The sequence below is a fragment of the Bradyrhizobium sp. CCBAU 53351 genome (assembly GCF_015291745.1).
GTDB lineage: Bacteria > Pseudomonadota > Alphaproteobacteria > Rhizobiales > Xanthobacteraceae > Bradyrhizobium.
The window spans coordinates 2,536,180-2,562,566 of the sequence record NZ_CP030059.1; the positions used below are offsets into that span (position 1 = coordinate 2,536,180).

Genomic DNA, 26,387 nt, shown 5'->3' on the forward strand with positions numbered 1-26,387 from the left:
ATGTTTCCGGCGGGTCAACCGGAATTCCGAAGCGGCGTGCATTAATTCGAACATTCTAGAAATATGGTTGACACGCAGGCAGAACAGGCGCAGCGTTACTGCCATGAAGATCGCCGACGCAGCAGCACGATTGGAAGCCCTGGGCAATCAGACCCGGCTCCAGATCTACCGGGCCCTGGTCCGGGCCGGGCACGCGGGCATGCCCGTCGGCCGCCTGCAGGACAAGCTGAAGATCCCGGCGTCGACGCTGTCGCATCACATCAAGACCCTGGTTGCGGTCGGGCTCGTCAGCCAGGTCAGGGAATCGACCACGCTGATCTGCCACGCCAATTTTGACGCGATGCGAGGCCTGGTGGCCTTCCTGGCGGCGGAATGCTGCGCCGACGAAGTCGGATGCAAGGGGGCGCAAACGGCGGCGTGATTCATTTACGAACTTATTCGATGATTCTAGAAATACGGGAGAAGTCGGAGTGAGCACCAAAATCAGCGCCAAGACGGTCGCTATCATCGGAGCCGGGCCGGTGGGCCTCGCTGCCGCCGCACATGTGCTCGAACGCGGCATGTCTCCCATCGTGCTCGAGGCCGGGCCTGAAGCCGCGCACGCGGTCCGACAGTGGCAGCATGTCCAGCTGTTCTCGCCGTGGGAGTATAATATCGACAAGGCGGCGGCGCGCCTGCTCGCGCCGACGGGGTGGAATTCGCCGGACCCTCAGTCCTATCCGACAGGCGGCGAGCTCATCGACCGATATCTGACGCCGCTCGCCACGCGCACGCCGTTGCGCGAGACGATCCGGACTTCTAGCCGGGTTACGGCGATCAGCCGCGCCGGCTTCGACAAGGCGAAGACGAAGGGGAGGGAGCAGGCTCCGTTCGAAATCCGTTATCAGAACGGCAGGGGTCCCGAGGTGCTGCGTGCCGATGCCGTCATCGACGCGTCAGGCAATTGGTTCTCCCCCAACCCCGCTGGCAGCAACGGTTTGCCCGCGATTGGCGAGCGCGAGCGGGCCGACTGCATCTCCTATGGCATGCCGGATGTGCGGGGCACGGGTCGCGCCAGATATGCCGGCAAGACCGTTGCCGTGCTCGGTGCCGGCCATTCGGCGGTCGGTACGCTGATCGATCTCGCGCAGCTCGCGGGCGAGGTACCGGGCACGCAAGCGATCTGGTTGTTGCGCGGCGCCGATCCCGCCAAGGCCTTCGGCGGCGGCCGCAATGACAAGCTGGCCGCGCGCGGCGAACTGGGCTCGGCCTTTGCCGCACTCGTCGCCGCCGGCAAGATCAAGGTGGAGAGCGAATTTGGAGTCACGCATCTCGGGGAGGCCGAAGGTCGCCTGAAGATTTCGGCTGGCAGCGGCTGTGGTGCGCGAAGTGTGGTGGCCGATCAACTCGTCGTCTCCACCGGCTTCCGTCCCGATCTATCGTTCCTGTCCGAATTGCGGCTGCGGCTCGATCCGGCGATCGAGGCTCCGGCCGCACTGGCGCCGCTGATCGATCCCAACGAGCACAGCTGCGGCACGGTCCGTCCCCACGGCGCGCGCGAGCTCGCGCACGACGAGCCGGGCTTCTATCTTGCCGGCATGAAGTCCTACGGCCGTGCGCCGACCTTCCTGATGATGACCGGATACGAGCAGGTCCGCTCCATCGCGGCCGACATCTCAGGTGACAAGAAGGCCGCTGCTCGGGTCGAGCTCGTGCTGCCGGAGACCGGCGTCTGCACGCGGGGTGGGGTCGAGACGGCCGATGCGGGATGCTGCGGCGGCCCGGCGAAGCAGGATCTCTCGGCTTGCTGCGCGGCGGATGAATCGGCCAAGAAGGCAGGCCGCGCCGGGTGTGGCTGCTCATGACGCGATCAGACGGGAGGAGAGCATTCGGAGCTTGAGCGGGGCGCCGCTGATTGCGGTGATGTGTCTCGGCCAGCTCGGCAATCTGCTGCCGCATGTGACGCTGTCCGCGAACCTGGCGCAGCATCTGATGCCGGCGTGGGGGCTGTCTGCTGCCGAAGGCGGGCTGATGGCGAGCGGCTACGCGTTCGGATACATGCTGGCTGTTCCGGTCCTGACGACGCTGACCGATCGCATCGATGCGCGGATCGTGCTGCTGTGCGGCTCCATCGTCAGCGGACTCGCGACCCTGGCGTTCGGCGTCTTCGCCGACGGGTTCTGGTCGGGTACCATCATCTGGTCGCTCGCGGGGTTGGGCTTTGCCGGCGCCTACATGCCGGGGCTGAAGGCGCTGACCGACCGATTGCCTGCCGGCGACACGTCGCGGGCGGTGACGCTGTACACGTCGAGTTTCTCGGTGGGCGTCGGCCTGTCGTTCCTGGTTGCGCAAGTCCTCGCCGATCGCTGGGGCTGGCGGACCGCGTTCTACGTCACCGGCGTCGGCCCGATCGCGATGGTGGCCGCGTGCCTGCTGATCGAGCAACGGCGGCCGGCGCCGAAGGCCGGACGGCTGCTGAATTTCGCACCCGTCTTCACCAATCGCGAGGCGCTCGGCTACATCCTCGGTTACGGCGCCCACTGCTTCGAACTCTACGGCATCCGCACCTGGCTGGTCGGGTTCTGGACTTTCGTCGTTGCGCATCAAGGCGGGCCGTCCTGGATGACGCCCGTGCTGATGAGCTTTTGCTTCGCGGTGATCTCGATGCCCGCCAGCATCCTCGGCAACGAGGCCGCCCTGAAATTCGGACGCCACCGCGCGATCACGGTCGTGATGATCGCGTCGGCCTGCGTTGCGCTGGTGATCGGACTCAACGCCACGGCTCCGGCATGGGTGCTCGCGCTGCTGCTGATGCTCTACGGCCTGACGGTGCCGGCGGATTCAGGCGCGCTCACCGCGGGCATGTCGGCTGCGGCTGTCTCCGAGCATCGCGGCGCGACACTGGCCCTGCACTCGACGGTCGGCTTTGGCTTGTCGGCGCTCGGCGCCTGGGGCACCGGCGTGGCGCTCGACATCGCCGGCGGACCGCAGAGCGCAAGCGGCTGGCTGCTGGTGTTCATCGTGCTCGCGGCCGGAATCGCACTGGGGCCGCTGGCGCTATTGTGGGCGCGGCGGGATCATGCGGGCAAGCGTTCATCGTGAGCCCGGCCGCTGCGGGGATCGCTAGTCATCACGCACTGGGTAGAGCTCGCGCGGATTGTCGGATGCGTTTGAACTATCGGCCTCGTACCGACGACCAAGATCCGTGCGTGAATGGGCTGAACTGCGCGGTTTGAGAGCGCCGTCGAACAGCCGATTGGGTAAAATCATGTTCGACACCCTGGTGAATTCCCTGGTCGTTCTCTCCGTCGGCTTTCCCGCCGTGCCATGGCTTTTTGGTGCGCGATGGGGAAGGAGGGGCGTTTGGTTCAGTACAGGAATTTCCGTCGTCACCCTGCTAGGTGTTTTTCCCATCGTGTTTGAGTTGGGGTGCGGCGCCTGTGGCCAGGGCGCAATTGCCATCTTCCTGCTGGTGCCGATCTGGATTGCGTCGGCAATGTTCACGGTCGCTTCCGCGGCGGTCGCCCACTTCAAATTCGCACTGATTTCCGCAGCCGCTTGGGTTAACGAGGCGCCGACCTCCGGCTTGCGGATCACCGGGCCTCGGCATGGTCAGACTTGATCGACGGTGCGCGCAGCTGACATGCGGGCTACGAGCTTGTTGCGATGCACAGCGCATCGGTATAGAAAAGATGATGGCGGTAAGATCGTGCGTAACGTCAACTGCGCAACGCCCACGGGTACCTGATCTCATGACCAAAGCGCGCGCCGTGCCCATGCCCAGCAACAGCGCGCTCACGCCGCTTTACGGGGGCGCGGACCTTCTGGACGCGTTTGCAATTTACCTGCCGGCGGGCGCCAGCGACGATGTCGAGGTGCTGACACGCGCCGCGCTCGAGCGACAGGCGTGGTGGATTCGTGCACTCACGCGCCTCCGCGATGTGGTGATGTCGACGGTCGGCGTCAAATCCTCGCGCGCCGTCGGTCTCGCCGGCGCGGCGCATGGGCCGGTGATCGGCTTCTTCCCGGTGCTGTCAAAGAGCGCGACGGAATTGATCCTGGGCGCGGACGACCGGCATCTCGACTTCCGCCTCACGATCCAGCTTCGTGCCGACGCAGCAAATCGGCGCGAGCTGGTCGCGGGCACAGTGGTGCATTGCCATAACCGGCTCGGGCGCATCTATCTGGCGACGATAGCACCGTTTCATCGCGTGATCGTGCCGGCCAGTCTGGAGCAGGCGGCAAGAGCCGTGAAGATCTAGGCCGGCCACGCTGTAGGGGCAATCGCATCTGGGCAAGACGTGACGAGGCGGCGTGCTCACGATGACAAGGCAACGCATAGGTGCCTGAGACGATGGGGTTTTCGTCGCGTTGGATTACAGCGCAAAGCGCTGAAATCAAATCAAAACAGCCAGCCGAGACCCCCTGAACGACGGGGATCCGGAAAATACATTGTTCTCACCAATTTTTGGTTGCAATCTACCTTCGGATCAAGCCTCGCAGGCTCGCGCCCTGCCAGTCTGATCATTGATTGCGATCGTGCTCGCCCCTTCGCTCTGATGTGGGGCCGGGCCAATTTCGAGCGCTAGCATTGGTGCAGTTCCGCCCGCCAGTTTAGTTTTGGCCATGTGTCATGCCTCCGCTATACCCGCCGAGTTAAGTGCGCTCTTGGTGTCTCCCAGGGCCTACGCCACCCAGAATGCATTGATGGCTGGCTTTCGCTGGTTGCGATCGAATAAGCCGCTTGGCTGGCTCGAGATGGACGGCTTCGACCCGTTTTGGGCGGTCACTCGATATGCCGATATCGTCGAGGTCAGCCGCCGCCACGATCTCTTCCGCAATGGCGATCGGGCCAGCACACTCGTGCCCAAGGCCGCCGACCGGCTGGCGCGCAGCCTGACCGGCGGCAGTCCGCATCTCATGCGAACACTTTTGCAAATGGACGCCCCGGACCATTCACAATATCGCCAAGTCACGCAACGATGGTTCGCGCGGCAAAGCGTTGCGATGCTTGAAGATCGCGTTCGAGCGATCGCGCGTGACCTCGTCGACGACACGATCAAGCGGGGCGAGACCTGCGAATTCGTGCACGACGTTGCCCAGCTCTACCCGTTGCGAGTCACGATGACGATGCTCGGGCTACCGGCGGAGGACGAGGCGCATCTGCTCGCTCTCATCCAGGGACTATTCCGTAGTCAGGACGACCCACCGGCGCGCGCGCGCTGGGCCAGCCGTGATCCGGCACGGCACGCCAGGCGTTTGAGAGACGCGGTTGCCGACTTCGACAGCTATTTTGCACCGCTGATCGAACAGGCACGTCGATCCCCGCGCGATGGCCTCATCAGCGTAATCGCAAACGCCACGGTAGACGGCGAGCCGATCGATCGGTTTGAAGCCGTCAGCTATCTGATGGTGCTCCTGACGGCCGGTCATCACCCCGTTGGCTCCGCCATATCGGGCGCAATCTGGGCAATGTGCGAAAATCCCGGCGAATTCCGCAAAGTCAAATCCGACCTCCGTCTCGTGCCTGGTCTGGTCGAGGAAGCGGTGCGCTGGACCGCGCCAGTGCAGCATGTCATGCGGACCGCGAGGGAGAATGTCGTGTTGGACGGGCGCCAAATCGCCGCCGGCGACTGGTTGATGTTGTGCTATCTCTCGGGAAACCGGGACGAGCTGGCCTTCGACTCGCCGGACCATTTCCGTATCGGCCATGACCGCGGCCGCAACGTTGCCTTTGGTCATGGTGCGCATATTTGCCTTGGTCAACATCTGGCAAGGCTGGAAATGCAGGTCTTTTTCGAGGAATTGCTGCGCCGGCTGACGTTCATCGAGCTTTCGGGTACGCCGCGCCGGCTGGCGTCGATTTTTATAGGCGGCCCTCGGACTCTGCCTGTCAGGTTTTCCGTTCTGTGATCTTTTACGTGGGCGGCATTTGAGGACAAACCAATGAGTACTCCGGATTTCGCACGCATCGTCGAGGACGCAATCGAGGCTGCCGATCCGCCGGTCGCAAATACAGGCGTTGGCGTCGCGATCCTGCAGAACGGCCGGATGGTCTATGCCGGTGGCTTCGGCTTCCGCAACCGCGCGACCGGGACGCTGGTCAATGAGCACACGCTCTTTCCAATCGGCTCGGCCACCAAGGCGTTCACCAGCACGTTGCTCTCGATCTTCGCGGAGGACAAGGTGTTATCGCTTGACCGGCCGATCTGCCAGTTTGTTCCATCCTTCAAGATGTCGGACCCGCTCGCGTCGGGCGAGGCAACGTTGATCGACCTCCTCTGTCATCGCACCGGGCTCGCCCCGCATGATTGCCTCTGGTACCTCGGTCCTTTCGCGCGGGCGGAGTTGTTCTACCGCCTGCGCGATCTGCCGTTAGCGGTGCCGTTCCGGGCGAAGTTCATCTACAACAACTTGCTGTACATGGTTGCCGGCCATCTCCTCGAGATACTGACCGGCGAGAGCTACGAGGATATCATACGGAGCCGCATCCTCGGTCCTCTCGGAATGACTGAGACGACGCTGTCGTTTGCGGACTATCTGCAAAATTCGAATCGCGTGCTCGGCTATATCGGCGAGGCATCCCTGGCCCTGAAGGACTTCACCAACATTGGTCCCGCGGGCGAGATCAACTCATCGGCACTCGACATGGCGAAGTGGGTCGAGCTGTTGCTGAGAAGGGGGATGACAGGGAACGGCAAGGTCGTGATCGGCGAGGGAGCGCTGGGACTCACCTATCACCCGTTCAGCGATCCCGGCGACGGGACCATGTATGGACTGGGGTGGAACGTCGGGAAGCTGACCATCAAGACACCCAACGGTCCTCGGCAGAAGAGATTGGTGTTCCATACCGGCGATCCCCAGGGCGGTTCGGCATACGTGTCGTTCATGCCGGACGACGGGATGGGGGTGGTCGTCCTCACCAACCAGCACTGCACCAACCAAATGCTGCGCAACAAATGGCCCGATAAGATCGCGACCGCCGTTTACGATCATTTGCTAACCAACTCGCTTTCCAATACCGTCGAGCTTCCCAGCTGCGCTCCGATGGGAGCCCTGAGCTTGTCCGCCGAGCCGCCGTCGCCGGTGGCCAAGGGCGTGGCCATGGCCCTGGCGCCGCCCGCAATCGCGAAATTCACGGGAATGTTCAGCAATCCCGGATATGGCGATCTCGTGGTGAGCCTGAATGGCACCATTCTGTCGATCAGCTATTACGGGTCGAGCTGGCAGCTGGATCAGTTTGGCGACACGACCTTCCTGTTCACAGTGGGGGCGTTCGGGACCTTTTTCCCCGTGCTGGTCGAATATTATAGGGATAACGACGGTGCCATCGCGGGACTTTCCGCCCAGCTTGTCCAGCGACCGCTCCTGATGATGATCCCGTTCGCAAAGCGTTAGGACCTCGGCAGGTTGGGGGTCGAATGCGCGGCGGGACCATGACTATGGCAACAACGCATTTCCCGCGTTATCCTGATCCGTGGCGATCGGATGCAAGGTCCTGCGTATGCTTTGCCGATACTGCAATAGCGACAACAGCGCGACGAATGCATTCTGCGAGACCTGCGGAAAGCCGATGCGCACGGTCTGCATCGCGTGCGGCCACATCAACGGCCCGATCAGCCGCTTCTGCGGCAAGTGCAGCGCGCCGCTCACCATTTCCTCGAGTCGGTCGGCGGAAGAATGGTTGCGCGCGCTGAGCGCGACCGGCGGCGAACGCAAACAGCTCAGCGTCCTCTTCGCCGATATCAGCAACTCGACGTGGCTGATCCAAAACGCCGATCCCGAGGACGCAATGCGTCGGATCCAGCCGGCGATCAACGCCATGCGGCGGGGGGTTGAGCGCTACGACGGCATCGTCAACAAGGTGCAGGGCGATGGCGTGATGGCGTTGTTCGGCGCACCGGTGCCCCGTGAGGACCACGCGGTGCGCGCTTGCGGCGCGGCCCTGGCGCTTCAGGCTGCCCTGGCGGAACTCGGTGATCGCGATCTGAGGATCCGGGTCGGCGTCCACAGCGGCGAGGTGATCCTGCAGGCGGTCGTCAACAGCCTCTATCACACATACGATGTGTCCGGGTCCACCGCGCATGTGGCGGCGCGCATGGAGCAGATGGCCGAGCCGGGCGAAATCCTGATCACCGGCGCCACGGCCGCCGCGGCCCGCAACTACGTCGAAGCGACGCCGCTTGGACTGCGTGTGGTTCGCGGAGTGACCGAACCAATGGAGGTTTTCAGGCTGGAGCGCCTGCATCATGCGCCGGCTAGCGTCATATTTCGCAGTCAGACTGCGCTAACCCCGCTGATCGGTCGCTCCGCTCAGATCGACCTGCTTGAGGCAGAACTCGCCAGCGCAGCCGCCGGCGAGCCGCGGGCTGTCGGCGTCGTCGGAGAAGCCGGCTCGGGGAAGAGCCGGCTTTGCTTCGAATTCGCCGAGCGCTGTCGCGATCGAGGCTATCGGGTTTTCGAAGCTCGTGTGACAGCGCACGGCCACGCGACGCCCTATCAGCCCGTCGTCGAACTGGCTCGCGACTTTCTTGGCATCAAGCCCGGCACGCTGGCCTCCGAGGCGCAGGAGCGGGTGGAAAGCGTCATGTCGGCATACGGGGTGGACGACGAGACGCTGGCACTGTTGCTCGGCTTTCTGGGCCTCGTCGACCCGGATCAGCCGACGGCCCAGACCGATCCCGCGATGCGCAAGAAGCGGCTCGTCGAACTGGTGCGTCTGTTCGTGCGATCGGGACCGCAGCTGCAGCCCGCGCTCATTCTCCTCGAGGACTTGCACTGGATCGACGCCGCGAGCGAGGAATTCATCGACGTGATCGCCGATGCCATCACCGGCACCAAGACCATGCTGCTGCTGAACTTCCGGCATGGCTACAGCGCGCCTTGGATGCAGCGAAGCCATTACCGGCAAATCAACCTCTCCTCGCTGGCCGATACCGAGTCCGAAGGACTATTGCGCCTGCTTCTCGGCTCCGATTCCTCGCTGGCGCTGGTTTCGCGCAATATCGCCCATCGCGCACAGGGCAACCCGTTCTTTCTCGAGGAGCTGGTGCGTTGCCTTGTCGACCGCGGCGATTTAGAGGGGGAACGCGGCAATTACCGGCTTGCGGGAGGCATCGAGGCGATTCCCTTGCCGCCCACGATCCGAGCCCTGCTCGCTGCCCGGATCGATCACCTCGACGAACCAGCGCGCCGCGTGTTGCAGTATGCCGCGGTGATCGGCCGCGAAGCGCCGCGCGATATTCTCGAAGCGCTGACGGGGCTGTCGTCTCCGGAGCTCGACGACGCGCTCGACCGGTTGCGCCGCTCGGAGCTGCTGCGCGAACTGGCGCTCGATCCCGGCGTCCATGCCTTCTCGCATCCACTCGTTCAGGAGACCTGCTATGGCGTTCTCCTGCGCGAGCGCCGTCGCGGCATCCATGGCGACGTCGCGCGCATCATGAAGCAGCACTTCACGGACCGGAAGGAGGAGCGGGCCAGCCTGCTGGCCTATCATCTCGAAGAAGCCGGCCAGCCGATGGAAGCGGCGCAGGCCCATATCCGGGCCGCACTATGGATCGGTACGCACGATTCAAGCCAGGCCTTGCGAAGCTGGCGGAAGGTCCATCAATTGCTGGAAGGCCAGCCGTTATCCGAGTCTATCGGTTATCTGCGGCTGACCTGCTGCATCCAGGTCCTGACCTTCGGCTGGCGCGAAGGTATTTCGGCCGAGGAGGCGCGGCGTTGGTTCGAGGAAGCACGGCAACTGGCGCTCGTCTCGGGCAATGCGCGGGCCCATGCCTGGATTCATGCCGCATATGGCCGGAACCTCGCGGTGAGCGGATCAGCGGACGACTACGTCGCGCGGACGCGCGAGGCGCTCGCGCTGACGAGTGGGCAGGACCGTAGCGGCGAGGCGATGCTGACCGCCGTGCTGTCACAAGCAATGCGGTTGTCGGGACGGCTCGACGAGGCGCTGCAGGCTATCATCGACGCGACCGACCGCGCTGACGCCATCAGCGAATTCGACCGTCAGCTCTTCAACTTCGACGTCGCGCGCTGGCTGACCGTAATGCGCGGGCAGGTCCTGGTCCAGCTCGGGCGCTTCGACGAGGCAAGGCCCTGGCTCGACCGTATGCTGCAGATCGAAGCCGATTCCAACGACATCACGCTCCATCTCGTCAACGTTGCCTTTGTCGACATGGCTTGGGCGCTTGAGGATAAGGCGCTCGCCGATCTTCACGCCGCGCGTGCCATGGCGATGGCCACCGAAACCGGCAGCCCCTATATCCTCGTGAATGCGCTCGCCTGTCTCGGCCTGGCGCATCTGGTCGGCGGCCGGTTTGCCCAGGCGGTGGAAAGCCTCGACAAGGCGCTGTCGGTTGCGCGAGTGCGCAAGGCCGGGCTTGAATCGGAGGCGCGGATTCTGGCCGATCTTGCCAATGCACACCGGCTGAACAATGAGCTGGAGGCGGCTCAACTCGCGGCAGCAGAGGCAATCGAGGTGGCGACGGCACGGACGGCGCGCGTTGCCGAATGTCTCGCCCGTCTCGTCCGGACGGATGTACAGCGACAGGCGGGCCGGGTCGAGCTTGCGCTCTCGGATTTAGCGCGCGCCCGAAGCCTGATGCAGGAAACCGGCGCGCAGCTATACGCGCCTTTGATGGATGAGGTTGCGGCAAGGTTCGATGAAGGTCCGACGTCTGCACGCGATGCGGTAAACGGTCAGGGCAGATAATCGCCGTTGCGCCGGCTATGGAGCGGTGTCAATCTTAAGCTGCATTGAGTTTTCTTCAGCCATTTGATCGGAGATTGCGGATGCCTCATCTTCAAACAGCGCTCGGTAAGCTCAACATCGCGTTCTCGAAGGAAAGGATTGCCAAGTTGGTGCCGCACAGGGACGCCTTCAAGGAAGGCCAGCCTCTTGGGCAGAGCGGCGTCGTCATCGACGACAAGATGGCGATCAAGGGCGAATGGAGGAAGTTCCTGGGGCAGATACCGATCGCGCAGCAGGAAGCGATCCGCGCCGTCATTTTCGCCGCGCTTGGGACTGACCCGGCGACGCCCATCACATTTGCCTGGGCACCTGGGTACGATTTCGAGGTCTTGATTTGGCAGGCACCGGACACCCGGACTTCGCGCGGCGGTATCACCATCCTGATCAAGAGTCGCTATCCCTCCGACAGCCATCCGTTGGCGAACGAGCCGCCGTACGGCAGCTGAATCTGCGGGGCTCAAGGCGGTTCGGGTTCGTCACGACGGTGTGCCACCGACGGACCCGCTGCCGTGCGTCCCCAGCCAGCGGAGATAGTTCCCGCAACGATCGATCACCTCGCTTTGGGAAAGGTCGAACTGCTCGAGCGCATAAGTGTGCCGCGCTTTTGCGGCCTGCTCGCTCTCGAGATGGCGCGCCATCGCGCCTTCAAAACTCGCGCCGCCGTAGGGATAGCCGAAGCGCCGGTAAACGCTGCGTACCGTCGCCACTGGATCTGCGACGAGATCCTCAAATTGGATGTCGGTGATCTGGCCCGCCTTGTCCGCCGGCGCCGCCATGGACCGGTCCATGTTATCCACGAACATGTCCAGAAGAGTGGAGCCGATTTCGGCATAGTCCACTCTTTGCGCGAACAGCCGCCGGTAACCGGACACGAGGCTGCACAGGGATGGCACCGCGTCGGAGGGATGGCGGTGCAGCCGCACCACGTTGGCGTCGGGAAAGACGTCGAACAACACTGGCAAGAAATGCAGGTGGGTCGTAGGGGATTTGCTCACCCAGACATCGCCGCGGACATATAACTGCAAATGCTGTACCTGGAGCCGATAATGCGAGTAGAGCTGGTGGAGGTCTCCCTTGCTCAGCTGCTTTAACCATTCCCAGTATTCAGGTGCCTGATAGAACATTGGCGTCAGCGTGTTATGCCGCATCATCCAGTGACACTCGTCCGGCGCAAGGGCTGCCATCGGATGTATCTTCAGGATCGACGGATCGGCGGCAGTAAACGCCTTCAGCCGTCGCCGCGCGAACGCGATGCGCGGATCGGACGCGGCCGTCTCGGGACGCGGAGGCGGCGACGGGCTCCATAATTCCCACAGCCGAGGCGCGCGCATGTGAGGATCGAGCGCGATCAGATTATGGAGGAGAGTGCTTCCGGTGCGGCCGTATCCGGTGATCAAGAGCGGGCGCCTGACCGGAACGTCGGCGATCTCGGGATGATCAGCGATATCCCGGGATACGCTGAGGTCGGCCAGGATGCGGACGAATAATTCGCGCTGGAGGAGACGCAACTCCCCTTCGGTGTACCGACCGGGTCTCGCCAGCGCCGAGGCGAGGCAGCGCAATCCATCGAGATGGACATCGTCGGGTGGTTTGCTCCAACCGCCGAGCTTTCGCGCGGCGGCGCGCCGGAGGTCGTCGATATCGATGGTGCGAGCCGGCGACATTGGCTGCAAGGCTATGCGCGCCGACAAAGGCTTTCAAGATCCGAACAGGCCGACATCAGGTCAGCGGCCGCTTGACGGGTCCGCGGCTTAAACCCAACGATTTCAATGCCCCTGCTACTGTGCATGGGGTTGTTTTTCAGATTTTGGATCTTGAGGGCCGCCGAACCAGCCGCGCTCAGCGCCGGCCCCGCGGCGCTTCGGCCTTGGCGGGCGGCTCGGTCTGTGGCGCGCAGGTCGCGGCTTGCAGCGTGGCCTGCGCCTGCTGCATCAGGCCGGGCTCGGGGGCGAGCGCCTTCATCACGATCAGGCCGGTGGTGCTGGGGGAATCGATGATGAGGCGGTCGGCCGCGGTGACCTCTTCGTCCTCGGGCAGATCGTTGTGCTGCGCTTCCGTCATCAAATCGAGCTCGATCACCTTGCGGCCCGCCGAGCGGTCGTTGATGGCGTAATAGGCGATCTCGTTGCGGGTGTAGAACGACACCGAGGTGTAGGCCTGGCTGACGGGCACGGTGAGCTTGATCGGTCCACCCGAAAGGTCGTAGCGGCAGATCGCCAGCGCAAAGGCCGGGTCCATGAACGGCATCGGCGACGTCGAGGGATCGGCGAGGGGAAGCTGGCTGACGGCGTTCAGCTTCGTCATCGGCGTCAGCCTGGAATAGGCGTCCTGCGTCGCGATCCGCGGCAGCGCCAGCACGCTGACGAGATGGACGACGAGGCCCAGCACGATGCCGGCAACGATGGTGAACAGCAGGCGGATCATGAGCAGCCCACCGTCGAGATGGAGGGCATCGGCGCATCGCGTTGGGTACGCGTCGCAACGCCGACCGGGGTGTCGTAGAGGCGCAGCATCAGGGCGTAGCGCTCGATGCCGCCGGTCGGCAGCCAGTTGCCGGCGCGCGAGCGCGAGGCGATGCGGATCTCGAACGAGCCGTCGGACTGCCGCACGATCTCCTGGCTAGTGAAGCCGTAACGCTGGAGCGAATTCGCGACGAGATGGCCCTTGCGGTCGTAGAGCGTCAACGTCCAGAACCGCGCGGGCGGCGTCACGCCGGAGACGATCACGTCGCAGCGGCCGTCGAGCGCCTTTTTCTTGTCGTCGGTGGTGGCGGTGAAGGCGACGCCGTCGCCGGTGCCGATCGGCAGCTCGCCGTTGCGCACGATGGTGGCGCGCGAATAGGGATCGACGTCGGCGGTGCCGGTGCGCGGGCGCGCGGTCCAGGCGCCGATGGTCAGCGCACCGATCTCGGTGCCGCGCGTCGTCGTCATCCAGGTTGCGCCGACGCCGACCACCGTCGCGAGCAGAAGGGCCGTCAATGTGATCAGGATCAGCCGCACGGGTTTCGATCAGTTCTTGCGCGGGGCGGTGGCGTTGGCATTCTCTTCCGCATAGTTCTGCGGGAAGGCGAGCGCGCTCGTCGCCGAGGCCGGCTTGGCCGCCTTGGCGTCGGCATCCGCCGATTTCCTGGCCGTCTTGGCCGCGTCATCCAGCAGCTTCTCGACGCGCACCAGGATGTCGGCGCCGCGCTTGGTCAGCACCGGCGGCGGACCGGGCTTGGTCTCCAGGATCTTCGGCGCTGCGTTGGCCTGCGCGTTGCTCACGTGCTGCGGCGGCAGCTTCTGGCCCATGCCGATGCCTGGGATCTCCCGCACCTCGACGCCCTGATGCGCCGCGAGCATGATGTCGTGCCAGGTCTGCGCCGGCAACGAGCCGCCGGTCATGCGGTTGGTCGGCGAGTAATCGTCGTTGCCGTACCACACCGCGCAGGTGAAATTGCCGGTGTAGCCGACGAACCAGGCGTCGCGATACGCGTTGGTGGTGCCGGTCTTGCCCGCGGTCGGAATGCCGTCGAGCGCGGCACGGCGCGCCGTGCCTTCGCTGACGACGTGGCTCATCATGCCGGCCATGTCGGCGGCAACGGAGGCCGGGATCGCCTGCCGCGGCTTCGGGCCGTCGCGGTCCCAGCGCCAGACGAGGTCGCCGGCGCCGGTGCGCACTTCGAGCACCGAATGCGGCGTCACCGCCTTGCCGCGGTTGGGGAAGGTCGCGTAGGCGACGGCGTGCTCGAGCACGGTGACTTCGTCCGAGCCGATCGGCAGCGACGGCGTGTCGGGCAGCGGCGCCTTGAGGCCGAAGCGGCGCGCGACCTCGACGATCTTGGCGCGGCCGACCTTGGCCGGGTTCTGCGCTTTGGGCTCGTTCCTCCGGCCGATCTCGATCGAGAGCTTCACCGGCACCACGTTGATCGAGCGCGTGATCGCCTGCGTCAGCGTCACCGAGCCGGAATAGGAATGACCATAATTCTGCGGGCACCAATTGCCGATGCAAACCGGGCCGTCGACCACGACCGAGTTCGGCGTGTAACCGTTCAGCAGGGCGGTGGTGTAGACATAGGGCTTGAACGAGGAGCCGGGCTGGCGATAGGCGTCGGTGGCGCGGTTGAACTGGCTGGCGCCGTAGTCGCGGCCGCCGACCATGGCGCGGATGCCGCCGTCGAGATCGGACACCACGGTCGCGGCCTGCGTCGCGTGATAGTCGCGGCCGAACTGGCGCAGCTGGTTCTCGACCGCGTCCTCCGCGGCCTTCTGCACGTTGGTGTCGATGGCGAGCCGGACCACGAAGACGCGCTCGGTGTACGACTTCGGGAAGGTGTCGACCAGCTTGCGCATCTCGTCGAAGGCGTAGTCGAGATAGTAGTTCGGCGAGGCCTCGTCGCGGCGGTCGACCGCGAAGGCCGGATTGCGGCGGGCGCCGAACACCTGGCCCTCGGTCATGAAGCCGGCATCGACGAGGTTGTCGAGCACGACGTTGGCGCGGGCGCGGGCGGCGGGCAGGTTGATGTGGGGGGCGTATTTGGTCGGCGCCTTGAACAGGCCGGCGAGCATCGCGGCTTCCGCCAAGGTCACGTCGCGCGCGGATTTGTTGAAGTAGAAATGCGCCGCGCCGTCGACGCCGAAGGTGCCGCCGCCCATATAGGCGCGATCCAGATACAGCTTGAGGATCTCGTTCTTGGTCAGGCGCCATTCCAGCCAGACCGCGAGGAAGGCCTCGTTGACCTTGCGCTCGATGGTGCGCTCGTTGCTCAGGAACAGGTTCTTGGCGAGTTGCTGGGTGATCGAGGAGCCGCCCTGGCGGACGCCGCCCGCTTGCGCGTTGGTCACGAGCGCGCGCGCGGTGCCGGCGATGTCGATGCCGAAATGCTCGTAGAAGCGGCGGTCTTCGGTCGCCAGCGTCGCCTTGATCAGCACGTCAGGAAAATCTTCCAGCGGGATCGAGTCGTTGTGCTTGATGCCGCGGCTGCCGATCGGGTTGCCGTAGCGGTCGAGGAAGGTCACCGCGAGATCGGACTTCTTCAGCCAGTCCTCGTCCGCGGTCTCGCGGAAGGCGGGAATGGCGAGCGTGAGCATCACGACCAGGCCGCCGAGGCCCAGCGTTGCGGCTTCCGACAGTGGCTCGATGAACACCCAGCGCTTCCAGCGCCCGACATAGAAGCGGTCCATGAAGGTCGAATAGCGCTCGTAGAGCTCGCGGATGCCCTTGGCCGAGGAGAACAGCGAGGAGTCGATGCGCGCATCGAGATCCAGGAAGAAATTCCGGATCTTCTGCTTCCAATGCGGTGGTATGATCTGGCGCACCTAGAACCCTTGAGGCTCGCTTCGAAAGCGTCCAAGCACCCGGCCGGGGCGGCGTCGAGACGTCTTGGGGGAATGTTGCGGCAAACCCAAGGCGCCCGGCCAGCATCCGAGGGACTTGCTGTTCCTTCTAGCCGAGCGGGGGCCATAAACCAATGGTCAGGCTCGCGATTTTGAACAACAGGCCTAATTGACCCCGGGTCATTACGGGCCTCAAAGGCGCGTTGCTTGCACCATGGCGGCCGCACGCCCTAGATGGCATGGCTCGTTGCTCTTTCGAACCTTTGTTGAGGCGCATGACCGCAGCTCCCAAACGACCTTCAGGCCAGGAAGGATTCTTCTGGAAAACCAAGACGTTGGAAGAGATGTCGGCGGGCGAATGGGAAAGCCTGTGCGACGGCTGCGGCCGCTGCTGCCTGAACAAGCTCGAGGACGAAGACACCGGCGAGATCTATTTCACCCATATCGGCTGCAAGCTGCTCGATGGTGCGAGCTGCGCCTGCAAGGACTATCCGAATCGGTCCGACAAGGTTCCGGATTGCGTCCGCCTGACGCCGGCCAATGTCCGCACCCTGAACTGGCTGCCGCCGAGCTGCGGCTACAAGCTCGTCGCCGAGGGCCGTGACCTCTATTGGTGGCATCCGCTGGTCTCCGGTGATCCCAACACGGTGCACGAAGCCGGCGTCTCCGTGCGCGGCCGGGTCGAGGGCAGCGAGGAGGAGATCCCGGACGAGGAGCTCGAAGACCACATCGTGCAATGGCCCGCGCTTCTGCCGAAACGGGCGCGCTTGAAGCGACGTCCGAAGGACTGAGCCGCCGCACGGGCTCCGATCACTTGTTCGGGATGACCCGGGGGCGGGATGCTCCCATGCGCCGGGGTGCCTGCCCGGGACAAACTTTGCTGTCTAGATTGGGCTGCATAGAACGAATCCTTTGCGGCGTTGCGCCGCCCCATGACGTCCGAGCGAGATGAACAAGTTCGACCGGCAGAGCAGTTCTGCCGACATCCAGACTTTGCCCGACGACATCGCCGAGGAGCTGTCCCGGCTTCCGAGCGAGGTCATCAGTGTCGATGACGCGCCGTCCATCACGCCGCCGGCGCCGCTGTCGCAGGACGAGGTCCGCACCATCGTCATCAGCCTGATGCTGACGATGTTCCTGGCGGCGCTCGACCAGACCATCGTGGCGACGGCGTTGCCGACCATCGGGCGCCAGTTCCAGGACGTCTCCAATCTCTCCTGGGTCATCACCGCCTATCTGCTCGCCTCGACCGCGGTCGCGCCGGTGTTCGGCACGCTCAGCGACATCTACGGCCGCCGCGTCATGATCATCATCTCGCTCAGCCTGTTCGTGGCGGGCTCGGTGCTGTGCGCGGTGGCACCGAACATGCCGATGCTGATCCTGGCGCGCGGCCTTCAGGGGCTTGGCGGCGGCGGCATCATGCCTGTCGTGCAGACCGTGATCTCCGACGTCGTCTCGCCGCGCGAGCGCGGCCAGTACCAGGCCTATTTCTCCAGCGTCTGGATGGTCGGCGGCATTTTGGGTCCGGTCATCGGCGGCGTGTTCGCCGAGCATCTGCATTGGTCGATGATCTTCTGGATCAATCTGCCGCTCACCGCCGCGGCGCTTGGGCTGCTGCTGCCGAACATGAAGAAGATCCCGGTGTTCCACCGCAAGCGCAAGGTCGACTGGCTCGGCGGCGTGCTGCTGATGGCGTCTGCGGTCGTCTTCATGCTGGTGCTGACCTGGGGCGGCTCGCGCTATCCCTGGCTGTCGCCGACCGTACTGGCGATGGTGGGCGGCGCCGTCGCGCTCGCGGTGACCTTCGTCTGGCACGCCCGGCGGGCCGACGAGCCGTTCCTGCCGCTGAAGCTGCTGACCGGATCGGTGGCGCCGTTCGCGCTGACGGCCGGCGGCTGCGGGCTCGGCGCGATCACCGGCCTCACGGTGCAGCTGCCGCTTTATTACGAGTCGGTCTACCATCTCACCGCCAGCGAGGCGGGTCTCGCGCTGATTCCGCTGGCGGCGGTCTCGACCTGCGGCGCGGCGATCGCCGGCCGCACCATGGCCCGTGCAAAACACTACAAGCGCGTCGCCATCATCGGCACCTCCTGGGCCGCGCTGTGCGGCCTCGGCCTCACGCTCACCACCTTGCCGCTGTGGAGCCTGCTCACGCTGATGGCGGCGTTCGCGCTTGGGCTCGGCACCACGTTCCCGGTCTGCGTGGTCTCGCTGCAGAACTCGGTCGCGCGCCCGCAGGTCGGCACCATCACCGGCGCGATGAACTTCTTCCGCTCGCTGATGTCCTCGTTCACGGTTGCCGCCTTCGCCGCGATCCTGCTGATCGCGCTCGGCATCGACGTTCCGCTCGCCGGCGAGCATCACGCCGCGGGCAGCGTCGCCATTCCCACCGAGGACATGCGGCACGCCTTCCGCTACGTGTTCGGCGCCGCCACCGCGCTGATGACCATTGCCGCGCTGTGCCTGATCGCGATGGAAGAGCGGCCGCTGGCCGGTCCTTCGGCGAAGCAACCCGTCGAGATGGCGGAGTAGGGCTCAGTCCGCGCGAACCGGGAAGCTGCTCTTGCGTGGCAGCAGGATCGTGAATTCGGTAAACTTGCCCGGCTCCGTCGCGACCTCGATCGTGCCGCCATGTTGCTTCACCACGATGTCGTGGCTCATCGACAGTCCGAGGCCAGTGCCTTCGCCGGCCGGCTTGGTGGTGAAGAACGGATTGAACATCTTCTCCTTCACCTCATCCGGGATGCCCGTGCCGTTGTCGCGGATGCGGATCTCGATGCTGTCGCCGCGGTCGCGGGTCGCGGCGGTCACGACCGGCTCGTAAGCGCCCGCTGCGGTCTCCGCCTTGCGCTTGGCGACCGCATGGAATCCGTTTCCAATCAGGTTCAGCAGCACCCGCGTGATCTCCTGCGGGAATACGTCGGCCGAGCCGGCGGCCGGATCGAGGTCGCGTTCGAGCGTCACGTCGAACTGCGGCTTCTCGGCCCGCGCGCCGTGATAGGCGAGGTTGAGGCTCTCCTCGACCACCGCGTTGATGTCGCTCAGCCGGTGCTCGCCGCCGCCCTCGCGCGAATGCAGCAGCATGTTCTTGACGATGGAATCGGCGCGCCGTCCGTGCTGCACGACCTTGCCGAGATTGTCCTTCAGCAGCCCCGTGAGCTCGTCCACCTCGGCGCGAACGTCGTCGGCGAGGTCGACAGGTGCGAGCACCTCGTTCAGCTCGTCGGTCAATTCGGCGGAGAGCGAGGCGAAATTGTTGACGAAGTTGAGCGGGTTCTTGATCTCGTGCGCGATGCCGGCGGTGAGCTGGCCGAGCGAAGCGAGCTTCTCGGTCTGGACCAGCCGGTCCTGCGCCGCGCGCAAATCGTCGAGCGACCTGGCAAGCTCCCGCGTGCGGCTCGCGACTTCATTGAACAGGCTGACATTCTTGATCGCGATCACCGCTTGGTCGGCGAAGGTCTGCAGCAGGTGCACGTGATGCTCGGCGAACGGGCCCGCTGCGCGTCGCGTCGCGATGATGATGCCGATCGCTCCGCCCTCGCTCATCAAGGGCGCGAACAGCATGCTGCGATAGCCGCGGGCGCGCGCGATGTCGCGCGCCGCCGGCTCAAGCTCGGTGTCGGGCAATTGCGCGGCGGTCCCCTTGGCCACGAGCTGATAGGGCGGGAATCGCGCGAACGGCACAGGGAACGAGGCCTGCAGCACGCGATCGCCGGCCGGATCGGTCGGCGTGAACGCCGCAATGTGCGCGGCGCCGTCGACGTAGCGCAGCACCGCCGTCGAGAAGCCGCCGATCAACCGGTTGGCGTTGGCGGCGATGGCCTCGAACACCGGCTGCACGTCGGACGGCGAGGCCGCCATCACCTTCAGGATGTCGGCGGTGGCGGTCTGGCGCTCCAGCGCCTCCTGTGTCGCGTTGAACAGGCGTGCATTCTCGATCGCGATCACGGCCTGGTCGGCGAAGGTCTGCAAGAGCTGCACGAGGTCGGGAGCGAACGCGCCCGGCTCGGCGCGCGTGACGCTGATCATGCCGACCGGCGTGCCGCGGTTCATCAACGGCATGAACAGTACGCTGCGGAAGCCGCGCAGCCGCGCCAGCTCGCGATTCAGCTCGGGGACGTCAGCGGCCTCGCTGTCGGGAAACTGGATCGTCTCGCCGCCGCGCACCAGCGCAAAGGTCGGAAACTCCGCGATCTTGCGCGGGAACGAGGCCTTCAGCCCTTCGTCCGCCTCCGGGCTGGTCGGCGTGTAGGCCACGAGATGCAGCTCGTCGCCGATGAACTGGAGCACGGTGGCGGAGAAGCCGTCGAGCAGGCGCTTGGAGCTCGACGCAATCGCGGCGAACACCGGGCGGGCATCGGAGGGCGAGGCCGCGATGTTGCGCAGGATCTCGGCGCTGGCGTTCTGGCGGTCGCGCGCAATGGCAAGCTCGCTGCGCAACCGCGCATTCTCGGCCGCAAGCTCCACGGCGACATCATGGGAAGAATTGGTCATTCGCAATCCGCCTTGGTGCCGCGGCAGGCGCGGCACCGGGCCGGATTATCACATCCCCTGCGGCCGGAGCCAGCGCCCGGCTTGCCTCACGTGCCCGGCCGCGACACCTCCGTCTCCTTGCTGGTGATGAATTCCAGCAGCACCGGGATGCCCTCCTGCGTCTTCTGGATGCCGCGCTTGATTGCGGGGATGATGTCCTCCGGCCGCGTCACCCGCTCACCATAGCCGCCGAAAGCGCGCGCCATGGCGGCATAGTCGCCGGAAATGTCGGTCGAGCGATATTTCTCGGTCGAGATCGGCATCACCTTCAACTCGATCGCCATCGAGAAATTGTTGAGCAGGATCGACATGATCGGGATGCGCTCGCGCACTGCGGTCTCGAAATCCATGCCGGTGAAGCCGATCGCCGCATCGCCCCAGACATTGACGCAGAGCTTGTCGGGCCTTGCCAGCTTGGCGCCCATCGCAAGGCCCAGGCCATAGCCGAGCTGCGTCGTCTTGCCCCAGCCGAGATAGGTGAGGGGTTTTGTCGATTTCCAGAACGGCGAGAGCTGGTCGCGCGGGCTGCCGGCATCGTGCGTGATGATGGTGTTGTCGATGTCGACCGTGTGCTGCAAATCCCACAGTACGCGATAGGGGCTGAGCGGCGCATCGTTGCTGGTGAGCTTCGGCATCCATTTCGCCAGCCACTCCTTGTGCGAGGCCGCGATCTCGGCCGCGACGGATGAGGCATCTCGGTCCGCGGTGACGGTCTTGCCGATCTCCTCCAGCAGCGCATCGAGCACCAGGCCGGCGTCGCCGACGAGGCCGATTTTTGCCTCCACATCCTTGTTGAGATGATTGGGATCGAGCGTGGAATGGATGATGGTCTTGCCCTTCGGCATCGCGATGCCGAAATTGGTTTCCGTGAACGAGCAGCCGATGCCGAAGATGACGTCGGCTTCGCCGAGGAATTTCGGCACCGCGCGCGGCACCGCAAGGCCGCCGGAGCCGAGCGAGAGCGGATGCGTTTCGGGGAATGACGATTTGCCGCCTAAGCTGGTGGTGACGGGGATCGCCAGCCGCTCCGCGAGCCGCTTCAACTGCGGCCAGGCCTGCGCGTAATGCACGCCCTGGCCGGCATAGATCACCGCGCGTTTGGCGTTGACGAGCAGTTGCGCGGCTTCCTTCACATGAACGGGATCGGCGCCGTAGCGCGTGCGCAGCACCGGCGTGTAGTCGAGCGGCTCCGGCACCTCCTCGTTCCACATGTCGGAGGGGATCTCGACGATGACAGGGCCGCCGCGGCCGTTCTTCAGTTTGGTGAAGGCGCGGCGGAAGATGTTGGCGACCTCCGCCGCGAGGATGATCGGCTCCGACGATTTCGCGAACGGCTTCATCGCTTCGCTGGAATTGAAGTTCGGCTCGATATGCGAAAGCCGGCGCTGATAGCCCATCGGCAGCACCAGCACGGGCACGGATTCGCCGAAGCATTGCGCGACGCCGCCCATCGCATTCTCCGCGCCGGGCCCATGCTGCATGCAGAACGCGCCGATGCTGCGTCCCGAGGTCACCCGCGAGATCGCATCCGCCATGTGGATGCCGACGCGCTCCTGCCGCACCATCACCGGGCGGATCTCTGCTTTCGCGGCGTGCTCGATCAGATGGTTGACGGGATAGCCGCAGAGGATCTCGATCCCCTCGCGCCGCATGATTTCCGCAATAGCGGTGCCGAGCTTCATGGCGTCTCTCCCCTTGAGGCTTTGGCCGGTTGATCCGGCCGGTTGGGCAGAGAGGATCAGGAATCGACTGCAGGGTAAAGCGAAGCGCGGCGCGGATGCGGTAGGTCAGCCATGCAGGAGGGGCGTCACCAGGCCAAAGTGGAGCCGAGTGACGACGTTGCAAGCCGGAGATGACGATTGCATGATGAGGCAACCTCGCCGCGGAATCCCGGAAGATGTTGCAGCTCGATCATATCACGGTCATCGCTCCGAGCCTGGCCGAAGGCGTCCTCCATGTTCGAAACTGCCTCGATCTCGATGTCCCATTCGGGCAGCGCCATGCCTATATGGGCACCCACAATCACCTGCTTCAGCTCGGTGACTCCGTCTACCTGGAAATCGTGGCGCTCGATCCCGAGGCCGTTGCGCCGGGCCGCCCGCGCTGGTTCGGCCTGGACGACCAGGACCAGGTCAGGTCCGATTGGGATGAGGGCCGCCGCCTGCGCGGCTGGGTCGCGCGAACCGATGTGATCGACGCGGTCCTCGCGGGCCGAGAAGATATCTTCGGCGCCAAGGTTCCGCTTCCCGCAAATGATCCGTCGTTCGACTTCGCCATTCCGAACGACGGCTCACTCCCGCTCGACGGCGCCGCTCCCTCGATCATCGACAGGCGTGGCAAGCCCCGCTCGATGGCTGCGATCGCGGATCTCGGCGCGCGGCTAACATCCTTCACGCTCGAGCATCCGGAACCCGCCGCGCTGCAGACGCTGTATCGGTCGTTGACGATCGACCGGCCGCCGGACATCGTCAGAGGACCCAAGCTGCGCTACCGCGCCCGGATCGAGACATCAGGCGGACCCCGAGAGCTGACCTGAGGGCCGCCGGCATCCGGCGGCGCTCTGTCCATTCTCCAGCGGCGCGGCCTTCGAAGTTCAGACCAGCGTGTCCACATGCAAGCCCGCGTGGGCGAGCAAGGACTGGATCACGACGTTGTCGCCGGGACCGCCGTCCAGCACGTCGATGCCGCCGCCGCCGATCAGCACGTCGTCACCGAGCCCGCCGAGCAGCGTGTCGTTGCCGGCGCTGCCGATGAGCACGTCGTTGCCGGCGCCGCCGTCGAACACAAGGTGCGGCCCGCCCGGGCCGACGCCAGACGCCGTGATCACGTCGTCGCCGCCGAGACCGTTGATGGTGATGGTGTCGTTGAAGTCGAAATTCTCGATCACGACCTGGCTGGCCAGACCGTCGATCACCAGCGCGCCGTTGCTGTTGAGCGACAGCGTGATGACGTCGTCCCCGCCGGTGCCGTTGATCACGATGTTGTCGACCGCGCCGTCGCCCCCGGGGGTGCCGGGAACGGCGCCGAGGTCGATCTTCACCTGCGTCACGTCGGTGCCGGTCATGTCGCCGACAGTGATCTTGTCGGCGCCGCCGCGGACGTTGAACGCGATCGTCTCGACGCCGCCCGTGTCCATCGTGATATTTGCGACGTCCCGCGTCAGCTCGGCGCGGGAGCCGTTCGCGAAGATGTTGATGGTTTCGGCGATGTTGGCGCCGTTGAACAGCAGGGAGTCACTGCCCGCCTGGCCCTCGACCGTGTCGTTGTCGTCGCCGGGATTCCAGACGAAGGTGTCGTTGCCGGCGCCCATCAGCGCGACGTCATTGCCGTCGCCGCCGTTGATGATGTCGTCGCCCTGACTGCCGCGGATGGTGTCGTTGCCGATGCCGCCGTTGATCGTCAGTTGCAGCGCGCCGGCAGCGAGCCCGCTCGCGTCGATGACGTCGTCGCCGCTGAGGCCATTGAGGGTCAGCTGATCGGTTCCGTCCATTCCGGTCACGTGCGTCGCCGCATGCAGGCCGAACACCGTCACGCCACCGGCGTTGCCGCGCACGCCGAACGTGTCGGCAGCCTGGCTGGCATCGACCGAGACGGTATCGACGGCTCCGTCGGGCGTACCGGTCGAGCCGCCGAGGTCGATGTTCACCTGCGTCAGTTCGGTCCCGCTCAGATCGCCCACCGCGATATGGTCGGCGCCGCCCAGCGTATGGAGATCGGCATGCTCGACCCCGTGCAGATCCATCGTAATGTTGGCGACGTCGCGTGTCAGCAGGGCGCGGTCGCCGTTCGCCACGATGGACATGGTCTCGGCAATGTTGGCGCCAAAGAACCGCAGCGTGTCGACGCCGGCACCGCCCTCGACGGTGTCGCTGCCGTCGCCCGGATTCCACTGAAAGATATCGTTGCCGGCGCCAAGCAGGGCGACGTCGTTGCCCTGGTTGCCGTCGATGAAATCATTGCCGTCGCCGCCGATCAGCGTGTCGCTGCCGGCGCTGCCGAGGATCGTATCGTTGCCGGCGCCGCCGTCGATCGTCAGGTGCACGATTCCGGCGGCCAGCGCGGCGGCCGAGATCGTGTCGTTGCCGCCGAGGCCCTCGATGAGAAGCGCATCGTTCGCGCCTTCCGCATTGGTGATGGCGAGTGCGGCCGGCAGTCCCGTGACCGCAACCGAGGTGCCCGTGCCGGACACTTCGATCGCATTGGCGCCGTTCGTGCCGACGAGCGTCACGGCGTCGGCCGCGCCGTCACCAGTGCCGTTCGACCCGAGATCGATATTGACCTGCTTGACGTCGGTTCCAGCCAGGTTGTTGACGACGATATCGTCGCTGCCGCCGCGGGCGTTGATGGTGACGGTCTCTATGCTGTCGAGGTCCATCGCGATGTTGGCGACGTCGCGCGTAAGCAGCGTGCGTCCGCCATTGGCGGCGGACAGGGCGATGTGCTCGGCGATGTTCGAGCCGTTGAACAGCAGGGTGTCGGTGCCGGCCTGTCCGTCGACCTTGTCGCTGCCGTCGCCGGGATCCCACTGGAAGGTGTCGTTGCCCGCGCCCAGGAGGGCGGTGTCGTTGCCCTGGTTGCCGTCGATGAAATCGTTGCCGTCGCCGCCGAGCAGCAGATCCGCGCCGTTGCCGCCGAGGATCGTGTCGTTGCCGGCCCCGCCGTCGAGCGTCAGCGCGATGAGCGCGGCGAGATTGCCTGAGGCCGAGATCATGTCGTCGCCGCCGCCGGCATGGACCACGAGGTTCTCGGTGGTGCCGATGTCGAGCGAGAAGGGGGCCGGGTCGACCCGGTCGAAGCGCACGCGCGTGCCGTTCGCCGTGATGGCAAAGGTTTCGCTGCCGTTGCCGCCGTTCACCTCGGCGGTATCGATGCCTTCGCCGCCCTCCATCAGGTCGCTGTCGTCGCCGGGATTCCAGATCATGCGGTCGTTACCGGCTTCACCAAACATCTGGTCGTTGCCGTCGCCGCCGACCAGCACATCGTTGCCGGAACCGCCGAACAGCAGGTCGTTGCCGCCCTTGCCGAACAGCGTGTCGTTGCCGGACTGGCCGAACAGCATGTCGCCGCCGGATCCTCCGGTCAGCACATCGTTGCCGGCGCCGCCGAACAGGTTCGCCGCGGGCATCGCGCCGTTGCTCTCGTCGATCGTGATGATGTCGTTGCCGTCCTGGCCGAAGGCCTGGATCAATTTCGTGTTGGCGACCGTCGCGGGGCCGCCCTTGATCGCGACTGCGCCGTGGTTGACGACGATCGTCCCGGCTGCGTTGCGGCCCAACGTGACCGAATTGTTGTGGCCGTTGCCAAGGACGGTAAGAATTCCGGCGGAAAAATTTGCTGTGACAGCCATGTGCACTTCTCGCTCTGCGTGATCGAAATAGGCCGTGCGGCGGTATCGTGACGCTTTTCGCGATGCCGAGGCGAACGGCAAACAATCTCGTCTGTAGGCCGGGATGCCGGTTCCGGCTTGGCTGAAGTCTTCCGATGGGCTCCTGTTTTCCTTGAGAACAGCTTGATTTTTCGGGAAGGGCGCGGTGGAGCGGCAGTTCACGCAGCCGTGTTCGCAGCAACCCAGCCGATGCCGCCCACCATCCGTTGTGTCGCCCGACGGGCAAAACACGCCAGCGCTGGGTCCATATGCCCTGGCAAAAATATTCGTATTTACAGAAGTTCGGTTTTGCCGTACAACGCGCGCCATCCCGCCCGCCACAAGGGGCGTTTCGCGATCGTCACGAGACGCGGGCCGGGATGCGGTGGCCGCGACGGCGTCGGCGCGCGATGGTGGCTAGCAGGGCGGGAAACCGTGA

At 65.0% G+C, this 26,387-nt stretch carries 19 protein-coding genes; 12 read left to right on the plus strand and 7 right to left on the minus strand.

Features of this window, described 5'->3' with window-relative positions:
- The first annotated feature begins 103 nt into the window (after positions 1 to 103).
- From XH83_RS11865 to XH83_RS11905, 9 genes are all read left to right on the plus strand, one after another.
- Positions 104 to 421, plus strand: coding sequence for a helix-turn-helix transcriptional regulator (locus XH83_RS11865; protein WP_194407171.1), 318 nt, complete (start codon positions 104 to 106; stop codon positions 419 to 421).
- 61 nt (positions 422 to 482) lie between these two features.
- A complete protein-coding gene (locus XH83_RS11870; protein WP_194408236.1) occupies positions 483 to 1,844 on the plus strand; it encodes an NAD(P)-binding domain-containing protein in 1,362 nt (453 codons plus the stop codon).
- A gap of 58 nt (positions 1,845 to 1,902) precedes the next feature.
- Complete coding sequence (locus tag XH83_RS11875) at positions 1,903 to 3,081, plus strand: MFS transporter (protein WP_194408237.1); 1,179 nt, start codon at positions 1,903 to 1,905, stop codon at positions 3,079 to 3,081.
- 166 nt (positions 3,082 to 3,247) lie between these two features.
- Positions 3,248 to 3,601 carry a hypothetical protein gene (locus XH83_RS11880; protein ID WP_194407172.1) on the plus strand — a complete coding sequence of 118 codons (354 nt, stop codon included), beginning with the start codon at positions 3,248 to 3,250 and terminating at the stop codon, positions 3,599 to 3,601.
- A 130-nt stretch (positions 3,602 to 3,731) separates the two neighbouring features.
- A complete protein-coding gene (locus tag XH83_RS11885) occupies positions 3,732 to 4,241 on the plus strand; it encodes a DUF2867 domain-containing protein (protein WP_194407173.1) in 510 nt (169 codons plus the stop codon).
- Positions 4,242 to 4,686: 445 nt separating this feature from the next.
- Entirely contained in the window at positions 4,687 to 5,892 is a 1,206-nt protein-coding gene (locus XH83_RS11890) for a cytochrome P450 (RefSeq protein ID WP_246776453.1), read from the plus strand.
- 33 nt (positions 5,893 to 5,925) lie between these two features.
- Entirely contained in the window at positions 5,926 to 7,377 is a 1,452-nt protein-coding gene (locus XH83_RS11895) for a serine hydrolase (protein ID WP_194407175.1), read from the plus strand.
- A 106-nt stretch (positions 7,378 to 7,483) separates the two neighbouring features.
- A complete protein-coding gene (locus tag XH83_RS11900; RefSeq protein WP_371746326.1) occupies positions 7,484 to 10,696 on the plus strand; it encodes an adenylate/guanylate cyclase domain-containing protein in 3,213 nt (1,070 codons plus the stop codon).
- 44 nt (positions 10,697 to 10,740) lie between these two features.
- The gene (locus XH83_RS11905) at positions 10,741 to 11,181 is read left to right on the plus strand and encodes a hypothetical protein (RefSeq protein WP_194407177.1); all 441 of its coding nucleotides are present in this window, start codon (positions 10,741 to 10,743) and stop codon (positions 11,179 to 11,181) included.
- A 30-nt stretch (positions 11,182 to 11,211) separates the two neighbouring features.
- On the opposite strand, the gene XH83_RS11910 is transcribed toward XH83_RS11905, so the two are convergent.
- The 4 genes from XH83_RS11910 to XH83_RS11925 form a co-directional block, all read right to left on the minus strand.
- Positions 11,212 to 12,399, minus strand: coding sequence for a sulfotransferase (locus XH83_RS11910; RefSeq protein ID WP_246776499.1), 1,188 nt, complete (start codon positions 12,397 to 12,399; stop codon positions 11,212 to 11,214).
- A 175-nt stretch (positions 12,400 to 12,574) separates the two neighbouring features.
- On the minus strand, positions 12,575 to 13,159 hold the full coding sequence (locus tag XH83_RS11915) for a DUF1254 domain-containing protein (protein ID WP_194407179.1): 585 nt from the start codon (positions 13,157 to 13,159) through the stop codon (positions 12,575 to 12,577).
- Positions 13,156 to 13,734 carry a DUF1214 domain-containing protein gene (locus tag XH83_RS11920; RefSeq protein ID WP_194407180.1) on the minus strand — a complete coding sequence of 193 codons (579 nt, stop codon included), beginning with the start codon at positions 13,732 to 13,734 and terminating at the stop codon, positions 13,156 to 13,158. Before XH83_RS11920 ends, XH83_RS11915 begins: the two co-directional genes overlap by 4 nt.
- A 9-nt stretch (positions 13,735 to 13,743) precedes the next feature.
- Entirely contained in the window at positions 13,744 to 16,032 is a 2,289-nt protein-coding gene (locus tag XH83_RS11925; protein WP_194407181.1) for a transglycosylase domain-containing protein, read from the minus strand.
- 293 nt (positions 16,033 to 16,325) lie between these two features.
- Between XH83_RS11925 and XH83_RS11930 the strand changes: the two genes are divergently transcribed.
- A complete protein-coding gene (locus XH83_RS11930; RefSeq protein ID WP_194407182.1) occupies positions 16,326 to 16,841 on the plus strand; it encodes a YcgN family cysteine cluster protein in 516 nt (171 codons plus the stop codon).
- A gap of 157 nt (positions 16,842 to 16,998) precedes the next feature.
- Positions 16,999 to 18,582, plus strand: coding sequence for an MDR family MFS transporter (locus XH83_RS11935; RefSeq protein WP_194407183.1), 1,584 nt, complete (start codon positions 16,999 to 17,001; stop codon positions 18,580 to 18,582).
- 3 nt (positions 18,583 to 18,585) lie between these two features.
- On the opposite strand, the gene XH83_RS11940 is transcribed toward XH83_RS11935, so the two are convergent.
- Positions 18,586 to 20,544 carry a GAF domain-containing protein gene (locus tag XH83_RS11940; RefSeq protein WP_194407184.1) on the minus strand — a complete coding sequence of 653 codons (1,959 nt, stop codon included), beginning with the start codon at positions 20,542 to 20,544 and terminating at the stop codon, positions 18,586 to 18,588.
- An 86-nt stretch (positions 20,545 to 20,630) separates the two neighbouring features.
- Complete coding sequence (locus tag XH83_RS11945) at positions 20,631 to 22,265, minus strand: thiamine pyrophosphate-requiring protein (protein ID WP_194407185.1); 1,635 nt, start codon at positions 22,263 to 22,265, stop codon at positions 20,631 to 20,633.
- A 215-nt stretch (positions 22,266 to 22,480) separates the two neighbouring features.
- Here XH83_RS11945 and XH83_RS11950 point away from each other — a divergent pair, with 215 nt between their 5' ends.
- Complete coding sequence (locus tag XH83_RS11950) at positions 22,481 to 23,119, plus strand: VOC family protein (protein ID WP_194407186.1); 639 nt, start codon at positions 22,481 to 22,483, stop codon at positions 23,117 to 23,119.
- A gap of 57 nt (positions 23,120 to 23,176) precedes the next feature.
- Here the strand turns inward: XH83_RS11950 and XH83_RS11955 are convergent, their stop codons facing one another.
- The gene (locus XH83_RS11955; protein WP_194407187.1) at positions 23,177 to 25,930 is read right to left on the minus strand and encodes a calcium-binding protein; all 2,754 of its coding nucleotides are present in this window, start codon (positions 25,928 to 25,930) and stop codon (positions 23,177 to 23,179) included.
- Between the last annotated feature and the right edge of the window lie 457 nt (positions 25,931 to 26,387).